This is a genomic window from Janthinobacterium sp. 17J80-10 (assembly GCF_004114795.1).
GTDB lineage: Bacteria > Pseudomonadota > Gammaproteobacteria > Burkholderiales > Burkholderiaceae_D > Paucimonas.
The window spans coordinates 3,521,452-3,538,117 of record NZ_CP035311.1; the positions used below are offsets into that span (position 1 = coordinate 3,521,452).

14 protein-coding genes are annotated in these 16,666 nt (G+C 61.8%); 9 read left to right on the forward strand and 5 right to left on the reverse strand.

Annotation, left to right across the window (positions count from 1 at the left end):
* Position 1 precedes the first annotated feature (1 nt).
* Positions 2–916, reverse strand: coding sequence for a DMT family transporter (locus EKL02_RS15830; RefSeq protein WP_128902929.1), 915 nt, complete (start codon positions 914–916; stop codon positions 2–4).
* A gap of 183 nt (positions 917–1,099) precedes the next feature.
* Between EKL02_RS15830 and EKL02_RS15835 the strand changes: the two genes are divergently transcribed.
* From EKL02_RS15835 to rng, 7 genes are all read left to right on the forward strand, one after another.
* Entirely contained in the window at positions 1,100–1,825 is a 726-nt protein-coding gene (locus EKL02_RS15835; RefSeq protein WP_128902930.1) for a YebC/PmpR family DNA-binding transcriptional regulator, read from the forward strand.
* A 4-nt stretch (positions 1,826–1,829) separates the two neighbouring features.
* Positions 1,830–3,098 (forward strand): phosphoribosylamine--glycine ligase, encoded by a 1,269-nt coding sequence (purD, locus tag EKL02_RS15840; protein WP_128902931.1) that lies wholly within the window; start codon positions 1,830–1,832, stop codon positions 3,096–3,098.
* A 10-nt stretch (positions 3,099–3,108) separates the two neighbouring features.
* Positions 3,109–4,005 (forward strand): oxygen-dependent coproporphyrinogen oxidase, encoded by an 897-nt coding sequence (gene hemF, locus EKL02_RS15845; protein ID WP_241687742.1) that lies wholly within the window; start codon positions 3,109–3,111, stop codon positions 4,003–4,005.
* Between the two features lie 120 nt (positions 4,006–4,125).
* Positions 4,126–4,860, forward strand: a complete 735-nt coding sequence (rsfS, locus tag EKL02_RS15850; RefSeq protein ID WP_128902933.1) for a ribosome silencing factor — start codon at positions 4,126–4,128, stop codon at positions 4,858–4,860.
* 9 nt (positions 4,861–4,869) lie between these two features.
* Positions 4,870–5,340, forward strand: a complete 471-nt coding sequence (gene rlmH, locus EKL02_RS15855) for a 23S rRNA (pseudouridine(1915)-N(3))-methyltransferase RlmH (protein ID WP_128902934.1) — start codon at positions 4,870–4,872, stop codon at positions 5,338–5,340.
* A gap of 46 nt (positions 5,341–5,386) precedes the next feature.
* On the forward strand, positions 5,387–6,022 hold the full coding sequence (locus EKL02_RS15860; RefSeq protein ID WP_128902935.1) for a Maf family protein: 636 nt from the start codon (positions 5,387–5,389) through the stop codon (positions 6,020–6,022).
* Between the two features lie 8 nt (positions 6,023–6,030).
* Complete coding sequence (rng, locus tag EKL02_RS15865) at positions 6,031–7,491, forward strand: ribonuclease G (protein WP_128902936.1); 1,461 nt, start codon at positions 6,031–6,033, stop codon at positions 7,489–7,491.
* An 18-nt stretch (positions 7,492–7,509) separates the two neighbouring features.
* Here rng and msbA read toward each other — a convergent pair whose 3' ends face one another.
* Genes msbA through EKL02_RS15880 form a run of 3 tightly spaced genes read right to left on the reverse strand, consistent with a single transcriptional unit; the run spans position 7,510 to position 11,185 of the window.
* The gene (gene msbA, locus EKL02_RS15870; RefSeq protein ID WP_128902937.1) at positions 7,510–9,234 is read right to left on the reverse strand and encodes a lipid A export permease/ATP-binding protein MsbA; all 1,725 of its coding nucleotides are present in this window, start codon (positions 9,232–9,234) and stop codon (positions 7,510–7,512) included.
* 14 nt (positions 9,235–9,248) lie between these two features.
* Positions 9,249–10,454, reverse strand: a complete 1,206-nt coding sequence (locus tag EKL02_RS15875; RefSeq protein WP_128902938.1) for an O-antigen ligase family protein — start codon at positions 10,452–10,454, stop codon at positions 9,249–9,251.
* 26 nt (positions 10,455–10,480) lie between these two features.
* Positions 10,481–11,185, reverse strand: a complete 705-nt coding sequence (locus EKL02_RS15880; protein WP_128903552.1) for a glycosyltransferase — start codon at positions 11,183–11,185, stop codon at positions 10,481–10,483.
* A gap of 206 nt (positions 11,186–11,391) precedes the next feature.
* Here EKL02_RS15880 and dnaE point away from each other — a divergent pair, with 206 nt between their 5' ends.
* A complete protein-coding gene (gene dnaE, locus EKL02_RS15885; protein ID WP_128902939.1) occupies positions 11,392–14,838 on the forward strand; it encodes a DNA polymerase III subunit alpha in 3,447 nt (1,148 codons plus the stop codon).
* Here dnaE and EKL02_RS15890 read toward each other — a convergent pair whose 3' ends face one another.
* Positions 14,839–15,690 (reverse strand): glycosyltransferase family 2 protein, encoded by an 852-nt coding sequence (locus tag EKL02_RS15890; protein WP_128902940.1) that lies wholly within the window; start codon positions 15,688–15,690, stop codon positions 14,839–14,841.
* A 104-nt stretch (positions 15,691–15,794) separates the two neighbouring features.
* On the opposite strand from EKL02_RS15890, the gene EKL02_RS15895 reads away from it, so the two are divergent.
* The gene (locus tag EKL02_RS15895) at positions 15,795–16,637 is read left to right on the forward strand and encodes a sulfurtransferase (RefSeq protein ID WP_206732411.1); all 843 of its coding nucleotides are present in this window, start codon (positions 15,795–15,797) and stop codon (positions 16,635–16,637) included.
* Positions 16,638–16,666 lie beyond the last annotated feature (29 nt).

Consider the following 16,666-nt stretch of genomic DNA (forward strand, 5'->3'; position numbering starts at 1 on the left):
TTCACGCTTTCTTGCGCGACAACAAATACATGCCGCACAAAACCAGCGCGGTGCCGCCCAGCTGGATTGCCGTAATCGGCTCGCCGAGGATCAGCGCGGCCAAAAACAGGTTCGACACCGGCCCCACCATGCCGGCCTGGGACGCGCTGGCCGCACCGATCTTTTCCACGGCCAGCATGGTCAGGTAGACCGGCAGCACGGTGCAAAACACTGCATTGAGCAGCGACAGGACATACACCTCGTGCGGCTGCACCAGCATGCCGGCCGGCCGCAGCAGGAAATACTGGGCGATGCACGCCACGCTGGAGACGCACATGGCATAGGCCACCAGGCGCAGGGTGCCGACCTTGCGCACCAGTTCGCCCGATAGCAGCAGGTACAGGGCGTAGGTAATTGCGCTGGACAGCACCAGCGCGCCGCCCAGGGCGATATTGCTGCCGCCGACCCGCACGTCATGCAGGAATACCAGGACCGTGCCGCCATAGGACACCAGCAGCGCGAGCCACTCCAGGCGTGTGACTTTCCTTTTCAGGAAAAGGAAGGAAATCAGCAAGACGAAGGATGGGGCGAGAAACAGGATGAGCCGTTCCAAGCCGGCGCTGATGTACTGCAGCCCGAGAAAGTCCAGGAAGCTCGACAGGTAATAACCGATCAACCCCAGCACGACGATCTTGCCGCGCTCGGCCGGCGACAGCGGCGCGTCGGTGCGGCTTTTCCACAGCGCGATGCCAAGGAAAAACGGCAGCGAAAACAGCATGCGAAATGTGATCAGGGTGACCGCATCGACGTCGTAGCGGTAAATCAGCTTGGCGACGATGGCCTTGGCAGAGAAAAAAACCGCGCCCAGGGTGGCGATGCCGAGGCCAAGCAGGAAAGCCTGGCGCGTCGGCGTCATGGAAGATTGATTTACAGACATGGAAGGATTGTAGGGCTTCCTCCGCATTCATGCCGAAGGCCACGTAAAGGGCAGTTTTGACAAGGGCCGGTATGGTAAAATCCGCGTTTATCCACGTGCCTGCGGTCGACTCGACCGGAATGAAAAACTGGCGTTTTTCCCTTCAAAAACAGGCACTTGCAAAACGCTTACGAAAGAGTCGCCATGGCAGGACATAGCAAATGGGCCAACATCAAGCATAAAAAGGCAGCAACCGATGCCAAGCGCGGCAAGATCTGGACCCGGCTGATCAAGGAAATTACAGTAGCAGCCCGCATGGGCGGTGGCGATATCAATGCCAACCCGCGCCTGCGCCTGGCGGTGGACAAGGCGGCCGACGCCAACATGCCCAAGGATAACGTCACCCGCGCCATCCAGCGCGGCACCGGCGGCCTGGAAGGCGTCAACTATGAAGAAATCCGCTATGAAGGCTATGGCATCAATGGCGCCGCCATCATCGTCGACTGCCTGACCGACAACCGCGTGCGTACCGTGGCCGAAGTGCGCCACGCCTTTTCCAAGTTCGGCGGCAACATGGGCACCGAAGGCTCGGTGGCTTTCCTGTTCAAGCATTGCGGCCAGTTCTATTTCGCCCCGGGCACCAATGAAGACGCCCTGATGGAAGCCGCGCTCGAAGCCGGCGCCGAAGACGTGCTGACCGACGAGGAAGGCGGCATCGAAGTGCTGTGCCCGCCGCACGACTTTTCCGCCGTCAAGGATGCCCTGGAAAAAGCCGGCTTCAAGGCCGAAATGGGCGAAGTGACGATGAAGCCGTCGACCGAAACCGTCTTCACCGGCGAGGACGCCCTGAAAATGCAAAAACTGCTGGATGCGCTGGAAAACCTGGACGACGTCCAGGAAGTCTTCAGCAACGCCGTGATCGAGGAATAAGCACATGAAAGTACTGGTAGTAGGCTCAGGCGGCCGCGAACACGCGCTGGCCTGGAAACTTGCGCAATCGCCGCGCATCCAGATGGTCTATGTCGCGCCCGGCAATGGCGGCACCGAACTCGATTCGCGCCTGAAAAACGTGCCGATCACCGATCCGGCGTGGCTGGCGCAATTCGCCATCAAGGAAGGCATAGGCATTACCCTGGTCGGCCCGGAAACCCCGCTGGCCGCCGGCATCGTCAACATCTTCCGCGACCAGGGCCTGAAAATCTTCGGCCCGACCAAGGAAGCCGCGCAACTGGAAAGTTCCAAGGATTTCGCCAAGGCCTTCATGCAGCGCCACGGCATCCCGACTGCCGAATACCAGACCTTCGCCGACGCCAGCGCCGCGCACGAGTACGTCAACCGCAAGGGCGCGCCGATCGTCATCAAGGCCGACGGCCTGGCCGCAGGCAAGGGCGTGGTGGTGGCCATGTCGCTGGACGAAGCGCATGCCGCCATCGACGCCATGCTGTCGGATAACAAGCTCGGCGACGCCGGCGCGCGCGTGGTGATCGAGGAATTCCTCGATGGCGAAGAAGCCAGCTTCATTGTCATGGTCGATGGCCACAACATTCTGCCCATGGCGACCAGCCAGGACCACAAGCGTCTGCAGGACAATGACCAGGGGCCGAACACCGGCGGCATGGGCGCCTATTCGCCGGCGCCGATCGTTACGCCGGCGCTGCACGCGCGGGTCATGCGTGAAATCATTGACCCGACCGTGCAGGGCATGGCACGCGATGGCATTCCCTTTACCGGCTTCCTGTATGCCGGCCTCATGATCGACAAGGATGGCAACCCCAAGACGCTGGAATTCAACTGCCGCATGGGTGACCCGGAAACCCAGCCGATCATGGCGCGCCTGAAGACCGATTACCTGACCGTGCTGGAGCATGCCGTCGCCGGCACGCTCGACAAGGTCGAACTCGACTGGGATCGCCGCACCGCGCTGGGCGTGGTGATGGCCGCAGCCGGCTATCCGGAAGCGCCGAAGAAGGGCGACGCCATCCATGGCATCCCGGCCGAGACGCCCGATGCCGTCACCTTCCATGCCGGCACCACCCATGCCGACGGCCACCTGGTGACCTCAGGCGGACGCGTGCTGTGCGTAGTCGGGCTGGGCGACAGTGTCAAGATGGCGCAGCGCGAAGCCTACCAGGCGGTGGAAAAGATCCAGTTCAATGGCATGCAATACCGCCACGACATTGGCTGGCGCGCAATCAAGCGGTAAAGGCTCTCCCATGAATTCCGCTTCCGTCAAGACTTACCTGACCGGCCTGCAGAGCCGCATCGTCGGCTCCCTCGAAGCTGTCGACGGCAAGCCGTTTCTGACCGATAGCTGGGAACGCGCCGAGGGCGGCGGCGGCACTTCCCGCATCATCGAGGAAGGCAATGTCTTCGAACGCGGTGGCGTGGGTTTTTCGCACGTCATGGGCAAGAGTCTGCCGCCATCGGCTGCCGCCAACCGGCCCGAAATTGCCGGACGCAACTGGGAAGCCATGGGCGTGTCGCTGGTGCTCCACCCGCGCAATCCCTATGCGCCCACGGTGCACATGAATGTGCGCTTCTTCGTCGCCAATGCCGAAGGCCAGGCGCCGGTGTGGTGGTTTGGCGGCGGCATGGATCTCACGCCCTACTACGGCTTCGAGGAAGATGCCCGGCATTTTCACCAGACTTGCAAGAATGCGCTCACGCCGTTCGGCGCCGAGCTGCACCCGCATTTCAAGAAATGGTGCGACGATTACTTTTTCCTCAAGCACCGCAATGAGCCGCGCGGCGTCGGCGGCATCTTTTACGATGACTTCCACGCCCTCGGTTTTGAGCAGAGTTTCGCCATGACGCAAAGCGTCGGCGACGCCTTCGTCGATGCGTACGTGCCCATCCTGACGCGCCGCAAGGACACCATCTACGGCGAGCGCGAGCGCGACTTCCAGGCTTACCGGCGCGGCCGCTATGTCGAATTCAACCTGGTGTTCGACCGCGGCACCCATTTCGGCCTGCAGTCGGGCGGGCGTACGGAATCGATCCTGATGTCGCTGCCGCCTGTGGTGAAGTGGCGCTATAACTGGAGCCCCGCGCCCGGCAGCGCCGAAGCGCAGCTGTACACCGAGTTTTTGACTCACCGCGATTGGGTCTGACGTACGCACTGCCACCAGGCAAGAACAAACTAGCCAGAATACCTGCCGGCGACCTTGCCATCGCCGGCAGTGTTAGACTATAAATAAAATAACGTAACTTCTACCGGAACAAAGCCCCGCATGGATATCAAAAAACTGCAAGCCCTCGTCGTTGACGCCCTCGAAGACGTCAAGGCACAAGACATCCGTGTCTACGACACCGCCCACGTAACCAGCCTGTTCGATCGCCTGGCCATCGCCTCCGGCACTTCCAACCGGCAAACCAAGGCGCTGGCCGCTTCGGTGCGCGACAAGGTCAAGGGAAATGGCGGCACGATCCTCAGCATCGAAGGCGAAGACACCGGCGAATGGGTGCTGGTCGATCTCGGCGACATGATCGTCCATATCATGCAACCGGCCATCCGCGACTATTACCGCCTGGAAGAAATCTGGGGCGAGAAGGAAGTCAAGCTGGGCGCCGCCAAGCGCACTGTCAAACGCCCGGCCAACGAGCCCGAAGAAGAGGAAGAAGCCCCGAAAAAGCGCGGACGCCACCTGACCGTCAGCCGCGCGCCTGCCGAGGTTGAGGCGGAAGCGCCGAAAAAGACCCCGGCCCGCAAGACTGCCACGGGCGCCGCCAAAACGGCAACCAAGACGGCTGCGAAGACGACCCGGACGACGGCAGCAAAAACGACGGCTGCAAAGACTGCGACCGCCAGGACGACTGCGGCGAAAACGACTGCGGCCAAGTCCACCGCCGCCAAGACCGCTGCGCCCCGCAAGACGGCTGCCAAGACTGCTCCTGCCCCGGTCAAGGTAAAGGTTGCCACCCGCAAGACGCCGGCAAAGAAGTCGCCGGCCAAAAAAGCCGGTTAAGCGCCTGGCATGCAGTTGATCATCGCTGCAGTCGGGCACAAGATGCCCGACTGGATCGAAACCGGCTTTTCCGAATATGCCAAGCGCATGCCGCCTGAATGCCGGCTGTTGCTCAAGGAAATCAAGCCGGCAGACCGCGCAGGCGGCAGGACAGCAGAAACGGTCATGGCGCAGGAACGCAGCCGCATCGAAGCAGCGATCCCGAAGGGCGCACGGATCATTGCCCTGGACGAGCGCGGCAAAGATGTTACTACTGTCCAACTTTCCAAATTTCTGACAGAGTGGCAACAAGACGGCCGTGATGTTACATTTGTCATTGGCGGTGCCGACGGTCTGGATGCGCAATTCAAGGCGGGCGCCGACATGCTGGTGCGCATTTCCAGCCTGACGCTACCCCACGGCATGGTACGGGTACTGCTGGCGGAACAGTTGTACCGCGCCTGGTCGATCACGCAAAACCACCCCTATCACCGGGTGTAATACACAATAATAAGTAACCTCATAACGGCATTTGACCAAGCAGGGCATGAAACACAGCGACCAGAAAATCTACCTTGCCTCCAAGAGTGCGCGCAGACGCGAGCTGCTGCGCCAGATCGGGGTGGAATTCGAACTCCTGATGCTGCGCGACCAGACCCCGCGCGGACCGGAAGTCAGTGAAATCGTGCTGCCTGGCGAGGCTGCCGACGTTTATGTCGCGCGGGTCACGCTGGAAAAGGCGGAATGCGCGCATCACACCATGCTCTGGCGCAAATTGCCGGTTCGCCCGGTGCTGGCAGCCGATACCACGGTCGTGCTCGAAGGCCGCATCCTCGGCAAGCCCGCAGGCTACGCAGAAGCGGTCGAGATGCTGCGCCTGCTTTCCGGACGAACGCACGAAGTCCTGACCAACGTCGCGGTGCGCCACTACGACGATGTGTGGCAAGTCACCCAGCGCTCGCAAGTACGCTTTGCGCATCTCACGGAAGCCGAAATCCACGCCTATTGCATGACCACCGAACCCTACGACAAGGCCGGTGGCTACGGCATCCAGGGCATGGCCGCCGTCTTCATCGAAGAAATTTCTGGCAGCCATTCCGGCATCATGGGCTTGCCGCTGTTCGAGACGGCCGGGTTGCTGCGCCAGGCTGGCGTGCGCATCCTCGGCGCCAACGGTCAGTGAGACGCCCCATGAGCGAAGACATCCTCGTCAATATCACCCCGCAGGAAACCCGGGTTGCACTCGTCCTGCAAGGCGCCGTGCAGGAATTGCACATCGAGCGCACCTTGTCGCGTGGCATGGCCGGCAATATCTATCTCGGCAAGGTCGTGCGCGTTTTACCCGGCATGCAATCGGCCTTCATCGACATCGGCCTGGACCGCGCCGCCTTCCTGCACGTGGCCGACATCTGGGAAGCCCGCTCGCGCGAGAACGGCGGCGCCCCCACCCCCATCGAAAAGCTCCTGTACGACGGCCAGTCGCTGATGGTGCAGGTGGTCAAGGACCCGATCGGCACCAAGGGCGCGCGCCTGTCCACGCAAATTTCCATCGCCGGGCGCATGCTGGTCTACCTGCCGCAGGATCCGCACATCGGCATTTCGCAGCGCATCGAAAACGAAGCCGGCCGAGAGCAGCTCAAGCAGCGCGTGCAACGCCTCCTGCCGCCCGAGGAAAAAGGCGGCTTCATCATCCGCACCATGGCCGAGGACGCCTCCGAAGCCGACCTGCAGATGGATATCGATTACCTGCGCAAGACCTGGTCCAATCTGAGCCAATTGACCAAGACAAAGCCCGCGCCACTGCTGCTGTACCAGGACCTGAGCCTGGCGCAACGCGTGCTGCGCGACTTCGTCAACGACGACACCTCCAGCATCCAGGTCGATTCGCGCGAAAACTTCGTCATGCTGCAGCAGTTCGCCACCACCTACACGCCTTCGGTGCTGCCGCGCCTGATGCACTACACGGGCGAGCGGCCGCTGTTCGAACTGTACGCCGTGGAAGAGGAAATCCAGCGCGCTCTGGGACGCCGCGTCGACCTGAAATCCGGCGGCTACCTGATCGTCGACCAGACCGAGGCGATGACCACCATCGACGTCAATACCGGCAGCTATGTCAGCGGCCGCAACTTCGACGACACCATTTTCAAGACCAATCTGGAAGCGGCGCACGCCATTGCGCGCCAGCTGCGGTTGCGCAATCTGGGCGGCATCATCATCCTCGATTTCATCGACATGGAAAACGCCGAGCACAAGACGGCCGTGCTGGCCGAATTGAACAAGGCCCTGGCGCGCGACCGCACCAAGATTTCAGTGTCAAATTTTTCCGCCCTGGGCCTGGTCGAGATGACCAGGAAGCGCACGCGCGAGTCGCTCGCGCACATCCTCTGCGAAACCTGCCCCGCATGCGCCGGCAAGGGCCAGGTCAAGACCGCGCGCACCATCTGCTATGAAATCCTGCGCGAACTGTTGCGCGAGGCGCGCCAGTTCAACCCGCGCGAATTCCGCATCCTCGCCTCGCAAGTGGTGGTGGACATGTTCCTCGAAGAAGAGTCGCAGCACCTGGCGATGCTGGGCGACTTCATCGGCAAGCCGATTTCCCTGCAGGTCGAGTCGCAGTTCCATCAGGAACAATACGACATCATCCTGATGTAGCGCGACGGGCCTTTCGCTCTACGAGAACTGCAGCTGGTATAGCTTGGCGTAAATGCCGTTCTTTTCCAGCAGTTCGGCATGGGAGCCGGTCTCGGCGATCCGGCCGTGGTCCAGCACCACGATGCGGTCGGCGCGCTCGATGGTCGACAGGCGATGCGCAATCACCAGCGTGGTGCGCCCGCGCATCAGCTCATCCAGCGCCGCCTGCACTGCCCGTTCCGACTCCGTATCCAGTGCCGAGGTTGCCTCGTCCAGGATCAGGATGGGCGCATTCTTGTAAATCGCCCGCGCAATCGCCAGGCGCTGGCGCTGGCCGCCCGACAGGCGATTGCCATTGTTGCCCACCGATGTCTCCAGGCCCTGCGGCAGGCTGGCCACCACATCCTGCAGGTGGGCCGCCCTGACCGCCGCCTCGATGCGGGCGCGATCAGGCTCGACATCGCCATAGGCAATGTTGGCGGCGACCGTGTCGTCGAACAGCACCACATTCTGGCTTACCATGGCGATCTGCGCGCGCAGGCTTGCCAGCGCAATCTGCCCTACCGCTTCGCCGTCGAGGCGAATCTCGCCGGAAGTCGGCGTATGGAAGTCCGGCACCAGGTTCACCAGGGTGGACTTGCCGCCGCCCGACGTGCCCACGAATGCCACGGTTTCGCCGGGGGCAATCGCCAGGTTCACGCCCGTCAGGGCCGCGCGCTCCTGCTCCGGATAGATAAAACCCACGTCGATGAAATCCAGCCGGCCCGTCGCGCGCCCCGGCAAGGTCTTGCCGCCGGTGCGCTCGGGCGCGGCATCGATCAGGCCGAAGACGTTTTCTGCCGCGGCCAGTCCGCGCTGCAGCGGGCCATTGATTTCGGCGAGGTGCTTCAGCGGCGTCAGCAACATCAGCATCGCGGTAATGAAGGCGGCGAAGCTTCCCACCGTGGTCTGGCCATCGCCGGCCTGCACCAGCGCAATGACAATCACGACAGAAACCGCGCAGGCAGTCATCACCTGGGTGATCGGCACGGTGGCGGCGAAGGTGGTGGCCATGCGCATGGCAAAGCCACGCAACTTGTCGGAACGCTTTTCGAAGCGGTCCAATTCATAGCGCTGGCCACCGAAAATCTTGATGACCTGGGCGGCGCGGGTGGTTTCCTCGACCACCTGGGTCAGTTCAGCGTTAATTTCGAGGAATGTCTTGGTCAGGCGCCGAAAACGCTTGCTGGTCAGGCGCACCACGCCGGCAATCAGCGGAATCAGCACCAGGGTGACCAGCGTCAGGCGCCAGTTCAGGTAGAGCAGATAGCCCAGCAGGCCGACCACGGTCAGGCTGTCGCGGATCAGTGCGGTCAGCACGGTCTTGAGCATGTCGACGATCTGCTGCACTTCGAACATCATCGAGTTGATCACCTGGCCGACCGAATTGCCGCTGTAATAGCCGAGCGGCACATCCATCAGGCGCCCAAACATGCCTTCGCGCAGTCGGTTCTGCAGCCGGGTCGACACCCAGGTAATCATGTAAGTCGTGACAAACGTCGACATGCCGCGCAGCAGGAAAATCCCGACAAGGAAGGCCGGCACCATCCATAGCGAAAACGTCCGCTTGCCGGAAAAGCCCTTGTCGAGCAGGATTTCCATCATTTTTACCAGCGCCGGTTCTGATGCGGCGGTCAGCGCCATGCCGAGCAAAGCCAGGGCCAGGCGCCCCTTGTAGGGCGCCAGCATCAGAACGAGGCGTTTCAATTGCGGCGAAAATGCCATGGTAGTTCCCGGTTTCAGCCAGCGATCGCTGGCGTGTGGCGTCTGGCGCCGGCCAGCGGAATCGCCAGCAGGATCATGAACGGCATGCCGAACACGGCATCGCGCAGCACCGCATTGAACATGCCGCCCACCATGATGGCCAGGCCCAGCATGAGTAGCGGCATGCCCTCAGCCTCCGGCATGCGCCACGCCACCAGCAGTTGCGTCAGCCAGATCCACAGCAATGCCGCCAGGCCCAGCACGCCCATTTCCGCTGCGTACAGCAGATAATCATTATGGGGGGTGGCAAAGGCATACGTGTCGCGTTCCCGCGCCAGTTTGGCATAGAGGGGCTCCCAAGTGCCGATACCATGTCCGGTCAGTGGCTTGTCGGCGATGATTTCGGTCGTCAAGGCATAAATTTCCAGACGGATCCCTTGATGGCTGGGCTTTTGTCCCTGCGAATAGGCGGCCACATCCTGGAACGCGGACGCCATGCGCGTCTTGAACGTACTCGATGATGCCATGACTGCAGCGAGCATGACGGCCGATACCAGCAGGACACCGACACTACGCCCATTCCACTTCAGGCAGCGCAAGCCAACCAGCAGGCACATCAGCAAAAAAATGATGGATGCAGTGCGGGTCCTGGCCAGGAAAAGCACCGGCAATGCAATATAAACGATGGTAAGGATACGCATCAGCAACACCTGGCGGTTGCTGGCCAGGCGCGTAATATCCCGAAGAAGGAAGCCGACTGCCAGCGCCAGTAAAATACCGACCATGATCGACTTGTTCCCGTAATAGGAAGCATAGGCGCTGAACAGGCTAATATGGGGCAGCAAGTCTGCAGCGTTCAAATAAAGCAGGGTTGATGCAACGACTGCGCCCGCGGCGAAGGACTTGAAGGCTCTGCCCTGCCAATCGCCTTTCCCGACACTGAGGAACAGCAGCAGGAACAGGTAGATCTGATAATGGGCGAAACTGGACCAGAATCCGCGCGCCGGCCGTTCCAGAACAATCGCCGCCAGGCAGCTCAGGAGCGTCAAGGCAACGACCGGCCGGAACATCACGTTTTCCTTCATTCGCAGCCACGCCCCGCGGTAGTCGCCAGCCAGCAGCAGACTGAAAAGGAAAACAACCACCCCGAAATAGATGATCCCGATCGGAAAAAACAACAGGAAAGGCAGGACCGCCAATACTTTCTGCGGCCACTCGCTGCGGCGTGCTGCGAAACTCATCGTCGGTGTAATAACGGTATTAATGGTTACTCGCGCCAGTAATCGGCGATCCAGGGCGCCTTCTTGACGAAGCGCAGCGCGCGATTGCGCCGCCCTTCCAGGGCGTCAGGCGGATTCACCTCGCCATGGAAAATGACGATACGGGTACCGGCAGGCACGTGCGGCGCGCGCCAGTAATTCAGCGGCCAGCGTGGAATGCAATGATATTTGTAGCTGCAGCACCAGTCAGCAGGCCAGTAGTCCAGCTTGCCCTGCTTGTGCAAGACATCCGACAAAAATGCTTGCTCGTTGCGGAACGTCTTGCGCGCGTCGGCCTGGGTGGCGCGGAACTGCGCCAGGACATCCGCATGGGCGCCCAGGCGGAACCGGTAGACCGATGAATTGCCCGTCACCCGCCAGGGACGCTTCCAGTCATGGATGATCAGGAATTCGCCGGGCTGCTCGAAAAAACAGTCGATACTGTCGGTGATGACGACGTCCAGGTCGAGAAACAGCGCCGTGCCGCGCAAACCATGCAAGTCGGCTTCGAAGGTTGTCAGTTTTTTCCAGCCGCGCTCGGGCAAGCCGTCGGGCAGCTTCAGGTCGGGAATCGGCAGGCATTCGACCTCGGCGCGCACGCCTTCGCTGCGGTCGGTCAGGCAAACGAAGCGGAAATCGCCGCGCAAGTGGCGCCGCACCATCGCATACAGGCGGTTGACGTACTCGGGGCCGTACTTGGTGCCCCACTTCATGCACAGGATCACGCGCCCGTCATCGGCCGCCGGGGTGCTCGTTGTTGTCAAAATCACTCCATCCAGTAAAAACTGCGGGCCGCAAAGGCCCGGACTGTCCGGATTATCCCCGGCCATTTCAAGTTGTGCAATGACTTGAGGGAAAATCCCGGCATTTCGCCGGTCGGGCTTCCCGCCAGGGGGTTCCGGGCGGGTAAAATAGGCAGATGACTTCCCCGCAATTTATCCATCTCCGCCTCCACTCCGAATACTCCATCGCCGATGGCCTGGTGCGCATCGACGACGTCGTCAAGGCAGCCGCCAAGGACCAGCAACCGGCGCTCGCCATCACCGACCTTGCCAACCTGTTCGGCATGGTCAAGTTCTACAAGGCGGCACGCGGCAAGGGCGTCAAGCCGATCGCCGGCTGCGACGTCTGGATCACCAACGACGACGACCGCGAAAAACCCTCGCGCCTGCTTTTGCTGGTCAAGAACCGCGATGGCTACCTGCAGCTGTGCGAATTGCTGAGCCAGGCCTGGCTGACCAACCTGCACCGCGGACGCGCTGAAATCCGCGCCGAATGGCTGGCGCAATTGCCCCCGGGCGGCCTGATTGCCTTGTCGGGCGCGCAATACGGCGATATCGGCATGGCCATCGACAATGGCAACCTGGCGGCCGCGGAAAAATCCGCGCAGCGCTGGGCAACGATCTTTGCCGGGCATTTTTACATCGAAGTGCAGCGGCCTGGTCTCGGCAATACCGAGGCGCCCCTGCGCCAGGCGGTGGCGCTGGCCGCCCGCCTCGGCCTGCCGGTGGTGGCAACCCACCCTGTGCAATTCCTGAGCCCGGAAGAATTCACCGCGCACGAAGCGCGCACCTGTATCGCCGAGGGCGAGATCCTCGCCAATACGCGCCGCGTCAGGCGTTTTTCCGAACAACAGTACTTCAAGACGCAGGACGAAATGGTGGCGCTGTTTGCCGACATGCCTGCGGCGCTGCAGAACACCCTGGAAATCGCCAAGCGCTGCAACCTCGAGCTGGAACTGGGCAAGCCCAAGCTGCCGAATTTCCCCACCCCCGGCATGACCATCGACGAGTTCCTGGTGGCGCAGTCGAAGGCGGGCCTGGAGGAACGCCTGCTGCAGTTATTCCCGGATGAAACCAGGCGCGAGCAGGTGCGCCAGCGCTATGAGGATCGCCTGAAGTTCGAGACCGACACCATCATCAAGATGGGCTTTCCCGGCTACTTCCTCATCGTGGCGGACTTTATCCAGTGGGGCAAGAACAATGGCGTGCCGGTGGGGCCGGGGCGCGGCTCCGGCGCCGGCTCGCTGGTGGCGTATGCGCTCAAGATCACGGATCTCGACCCGCTCCAGTACAACCTGCTGTTCGAGCGCTTCCTGAACCCGGAACGCGTCTCGATGCCCGACTTCGACATCGACTTTTGCCAGGAAAACCGCGACCGCGTGATCCAGTACGTCAAGGACCGCTACGGCCGCGAGGCCGTGTCGCAGATCGCCACCTTCGGCACCATGGCCGCCAAGGGCGCGGTGCGCGATGTCGGCCGCGTGCTCGACATGAGCTACATGTTTTGCGACGGCATCTCCAAGCTGATTCCGTTCAAGCCGGGCAAGCAGGTCACCATTGCCGACGCCATCGAGGAAGAGCCGCTCCTGAAGGAGCGCATGAACAACGAGGAAGAGGTCAAGCAGTTGCTCGACCTCGCCCAGCAAGTTGAAGGCATTGCCCGCAACATCGGCATGCACGCCGGCGGCGTGCTGATCGCCCCCGGCAAGCTGACCGATTTTTGCCCGCTTTACACCCAGGGCGGCGACGCCGGCGTGGTGTCGCAGTACGACAAGGATGACGTCGAGGCCGTCGGCCTGGTCAAGTTCGACTTTCTGGGCCTGACCACGCTGACCATCCTGGATCGCGCGGTGAACTACATCAAGATGCTCGACCCGGCCAAGGCCGATTTCGCGCTGGAGAAGCTGCCGCTGAACGACCGGCCCTCCTATGAGCTGCTGACCAAGGCAAAAACCGTCGCCGTGTTCCAGCTTGAAAGCCGCGGCATGCAGGGCATGCTGAAGGATGCGCGGCCCGACCGCTTCGAGGACATCATTGCGCTGGTGGCGCTGTACCGTCCGGGCCCGATGGACCTGATCCCGGATTTTTGCCGACGCAAGCATGGCGAGAAATTCGACTATCCTGATCCGCGCACCGAGGGCATCCTGTCCGAAACCTACGGCATCATGGTGTACCAGGAGCAGGTGATGCAGATGGCACAGGTGATCGGCGGCTACTCGCTGGGCGGCGCCGATCTCTTGCGTCGCGCCATGGGCAAGAAGAAGGCCGAGGAAATGGCCGAGCATCGCGAAATTTTCCGCACCGGCGCCGCCAAGAACGGCCTGACGCAGGAAAAGGCCGACGAGATTTTCGACTTGATGGAAAAGTTCGCCGGCTACGGCTTCAACAAGTCGCACGCCGCCGCCTACGCGCTGCTGTCCTATCACACCGCCTACCTCAAGGCGCATCATCCGGCCGCGTTCATGGCAGCCAACATGTCGTTGGCCATGGACGACACCGACAAGGTCAAGATCCTGGTCGAGGATGCCATGGATGTCTGCGGCCTGACGATCCTGCCGCCGGACATCAACCAGTCGGACTACCGCTTCATGCCGGTGGGCGAGCCGGGCAAGAAAGCCATGCAGATCCGCTATGGCCTGGGCGCGGTCAAGGGCTCGGGCCAGGGCGCCATCGAGGCGATCGTCGCTGCGCGCAAGTCTGGCGGGCCGTTTACCGACCTGTTCGACTTTACCAAGCGGGTGGACAAGCAGCAGATCAACCGCCGCACCATCGAATCGCTGATCCGCGCCGGCGCCTTCGACTGCTTCCAGGTCGACCGCGCGATCCTGCTGGCATCGGTTGCCCTGGCGCTGGAAGGCGCCGAGCAGGCCCAGGCGGCTGCCAACCAGGTCAGCTTGTTCGGCGACGACAGCGACATGGCTGCGCCCCCCGAATACATCAAGGTGCCTGCCTGGAGCGAGAAGCAGCGCCTGACCGAGGAAAAGGCCGCGCTTGGCTTCTACCTGTCCGGCCACCTGTTCAATGCCTATGCTCCCGAAGTGCGCAAGTTCGCGCGCAGCAAGCTGGCCGACCTCGCGCCCTCGCGCGATCCGCGCCTGATCGCCGGCGTCATCACCACGGTGCGCACGCAAATGACCCAGCGCGGCAAGCTGGTCATCGTCACGCTCGACGACGGCAGCGCAACAGTCGATGTCACGGTCTACAACGAGATGTTCGAGCCGAACCGGCGCATGTTCAAGGAAGACGAATTCCTGGCCGTGCAGGGCAAGGTCTCGGAAGACCGCTTCTCCGGCGGCTTGCGCATCACGGCCGAGAAAGTCATGGATATCGCCGCTGCGCGCGCCGCCTTCGGCAAGGCCTTGCGGCTGTCGATGAATGGCCAGGCCGACGCCAATAAGCTGCGCGAGATGCTGGCGCCTTACCAGCAGGCGGAAGATGCCTGCCGCATCATCGTGGAGTACACCAAAAATGGCGCGCTGGGCGAGTTACAGCTGTCCGACGCCTGGCGCGTGCGCGGCGACGATGCCCTGCGCAGCCAGCTGGGCGAATGGCTCAAGCACGAGAATGTCTGGTTCGAGTATTGATTACTTAAAATCGCGCAATCCGCGGATGCGCCCCAACAGGCGTGCAACGTAGCGCGGCGCCGGCACCAGCAGGCGCGGCACCAGCGCCGCCAGCGCCAGCCACAGCGTCTTGCGGCGCAAGCGCGCGGCCTGTTCGGCGCCCACATGCTTGCCGGTAAAAATCAGCTTTGATTGCGCGTGGTGGTAACCGCGATAGAATTCGGCGCGCAGCGGACTGTTGCCGCGCACCGAACTGCGCGACAGGTGGGTGACCGAAATCCCCGGCACCAGCACGATGGCCTTGCGGCTGTCGAACACGCGCTGGCACAGGTCTTCGTCCTCGTAATACAGGAAGAAACCCTCGTCGAAGAAGCCGATTTCGCGCATCACTGCCATGTTGAACAGCATGGCGGCGCCGCAGACGAAACCCACGCAACATGGCCCCTCGGCCGCCGGCCCCTGCGAGCGCCATAACTTGCCCGGCCAGCGGTAGCTCAGCTCCACCTCGCCGCCGCGGCGGATCAGGTGCGGCGCGATGATGGCAGCCTCCGGAAAGGCGCCCGCTGCCGCCAGCAAACCGCGCAGAAACTCGTCAGAGGGAAGGCAGTCCGGATTCAGCAACAGCGCATGGCTGGTCGTCACCCGCCGCAGCGCCAGGTTGTTGGCGGCGCCAAAACCGAGATTACGCTCGTTGCGCAACACCAGGGCATTGGGCATGGCGCGCGCTGCCACGTCGGCGGTGCCGTCATTGCTGGCATTGTCGACAATGGTCACATGGGGCAAGGCTGCCAGAGTCGGCGCCAGTGCGGCAATGCAGTGCGCGCTGTTATAAGTGACAACGATGACGGTCAGGTCGGCAATAGTAGGAGTCATTGGCAATTTGAGATTGGAGCGCCCAAATTTTATCACGGGGCAAATATCCCCACCGTCCCCCAGGGTTTATAATGTCGGCAAATCAAAGACTTAGAGAAGTTTCCATGCAGTCAAGCACCCAATCCATCGTTAACATCGCTGCCTACAAATTCATCAGTTTCGATGACACGCAAGAAAGGCGCGCCGAATTCCAGGCCCAGTGCAAGGCGCTGGATTTGAAAGGCACGATCCTGCTGACGCCCGAAGGCATCAACCTCTTCCTGGCGGGTGTGCGCGAATCGATCGACCGCTTCCTCGCCTGGCTGCGCAGTGATGCGCGCTTTGCCGATATCGAGGTCAAGGAAAGCTTTTCCGACGCCCAGCCCTTCAAGCGCATGCTGGTCAAGCTGAAAAGCGAAATCATCACCATGAAGATGCCCCTGATCCAGCCGGAAAAAGGCCGTGCCCCGGCAGTCGATGCCAAAACGCTCAAGCGCTGGCTGGACGCCGGCGTCGACGACGCGGGCAAGCCTGTGGTGATGATGGATACCCGCAATGCCTTCGAAGTCGATGTCGGCACGTTCGACAACACCCTGGATTACCGCATCCACAAGTTTTCCGAATTCCCGGAAGTCGTGGCAAAGCACAAGGATGAACTGGCCGACAAGACCGTGGTGACCTTCTGCACCGGCGGTATCCGCTGCGAAAAGGCGGCGATCCACATGCAAAACATCGGTTACGAGAGTGTGTATCAGCTCGAAGGCGGCATCCTCAAGTATTTCGAGGAAGTTGGCGGCGCGCACTATACCGGCTCCTGCTTCGTGTTTGATTACCGCACCGCGCTCACGCCCGAGCTGGAGCCTTCAGGGGAAATCCGCTGCCGCGACTGCGGCAACGTCATCAAGGCGGAAGAACCGGACCAACCACTGCGCATCTACGGCAGGCTCTGTCCGCATTGCGCTGCATAATCAATAGCCGTCCATATCCCGTTCTGTCA

What these genes read in the sequence shown, in the direction of transcription:
- purD (WP_128902931.1), top strand. Translation starts at nt 1,830, where the DNA reads ATGAAAGTACTGGTAGTAGGCTCAGGCGGCCGCGAACACGCGCTGGCC.
- EKL02_RS15835 (WP_128902930.1), top strand. Translation starts at nt 1,100, where the DNA reads ATGGCAGGACATAGCAAATGGGCCAACATCAAGCATAAAAAGGCAGCA.
- hemF (WP_241687742.1), top strand. Translation starts at nt 3,109, where the DNA reads ATGAATTCCGCTTCCGTCAAGACTTACCTGACCGGCCTGCAGAGCCGC.
- EKL02_RS15890 (WP_128902940.1), bottom strand. Translation starts at nt 15,690, where the DNA reads ATGACTCCTACTATTGCCGACCTGACCGTCATCGTTGTCACTTATAAC.
- EKL02_RS15875 (WP_128902938.1), bottom strand. Translation starts at nt 10,454, where the DNA reads ATGAGTTTCGCAGCACGCCGCAGCGAGTGGCCGCAGAAAGTATTGGCG.
- msbA (WP_128902937.1), bottom strand. Translation starts at nt 9,234, where the DNA reads ATGGCATTTTCGCCGCAATTGAAACGCCTCGTTCTGATGCTGGCGCCC.
- rlmH (WP_128902934.1), top strand. Translation starts at nt 4,870, where the DNA reads ATGCAGTTGATCATCGCTGCAGTCGGGCACAAGATGCCCGACTGGATC.
- rsfS (WP_128902933.1), top strand. Translation starts at nt 4,126, where the DNA reads ATGGATATCAAAAAACTGCAAGCCCTCGTCGTTGACGCCCTCGAAGAC.
- dnaE (WP_128902939.1), top strand. Translation starts at nt 11,392, where the DNA reads ATGACTTCCCCGCAATTTATCCATCTCCGCCTCCACTCCGAATACTCC.
- EKL02_RS15895 (WP_206732411.1), top strand. Translation starts at nt 15,795, where the DNA reads ATGCAGTCAAGCACCCAATCCATCGTTAACATCGCTGCCTACAAATTC.
- EKL02_RS15860 (WP_128902935.1), top strand. Translation starts at nt 5,387, where the DNA reads ATGAAACACAGCGACCAGAAAATCTACCTTGCCTCCAAGAGTGCGCGC.
- EKL02_RS15880 (WP_128903552.1), bottom strand. Translation starts at nt 11,185, where the DNA reads ATGAAGTGGGGCACCAAGTACGGCCCCGAGTACGTCAACCGCCTGTAT.
- EKL02_RS15830 (WP_128902929.1), bottom strand. Translation starts at nt 916, where the DNA reads ATGTCTGTAAATCAATCTTCCATGACGCCGACGCGCCAGGCTTTCCTG.
- rng (WP_128902936.1), top strand. Translation starts at nt 6,031, where the DNA reads ATGAGCGAAGACATCCTCGTCAATATCACCCCGCAGGAAACCCGGGTT.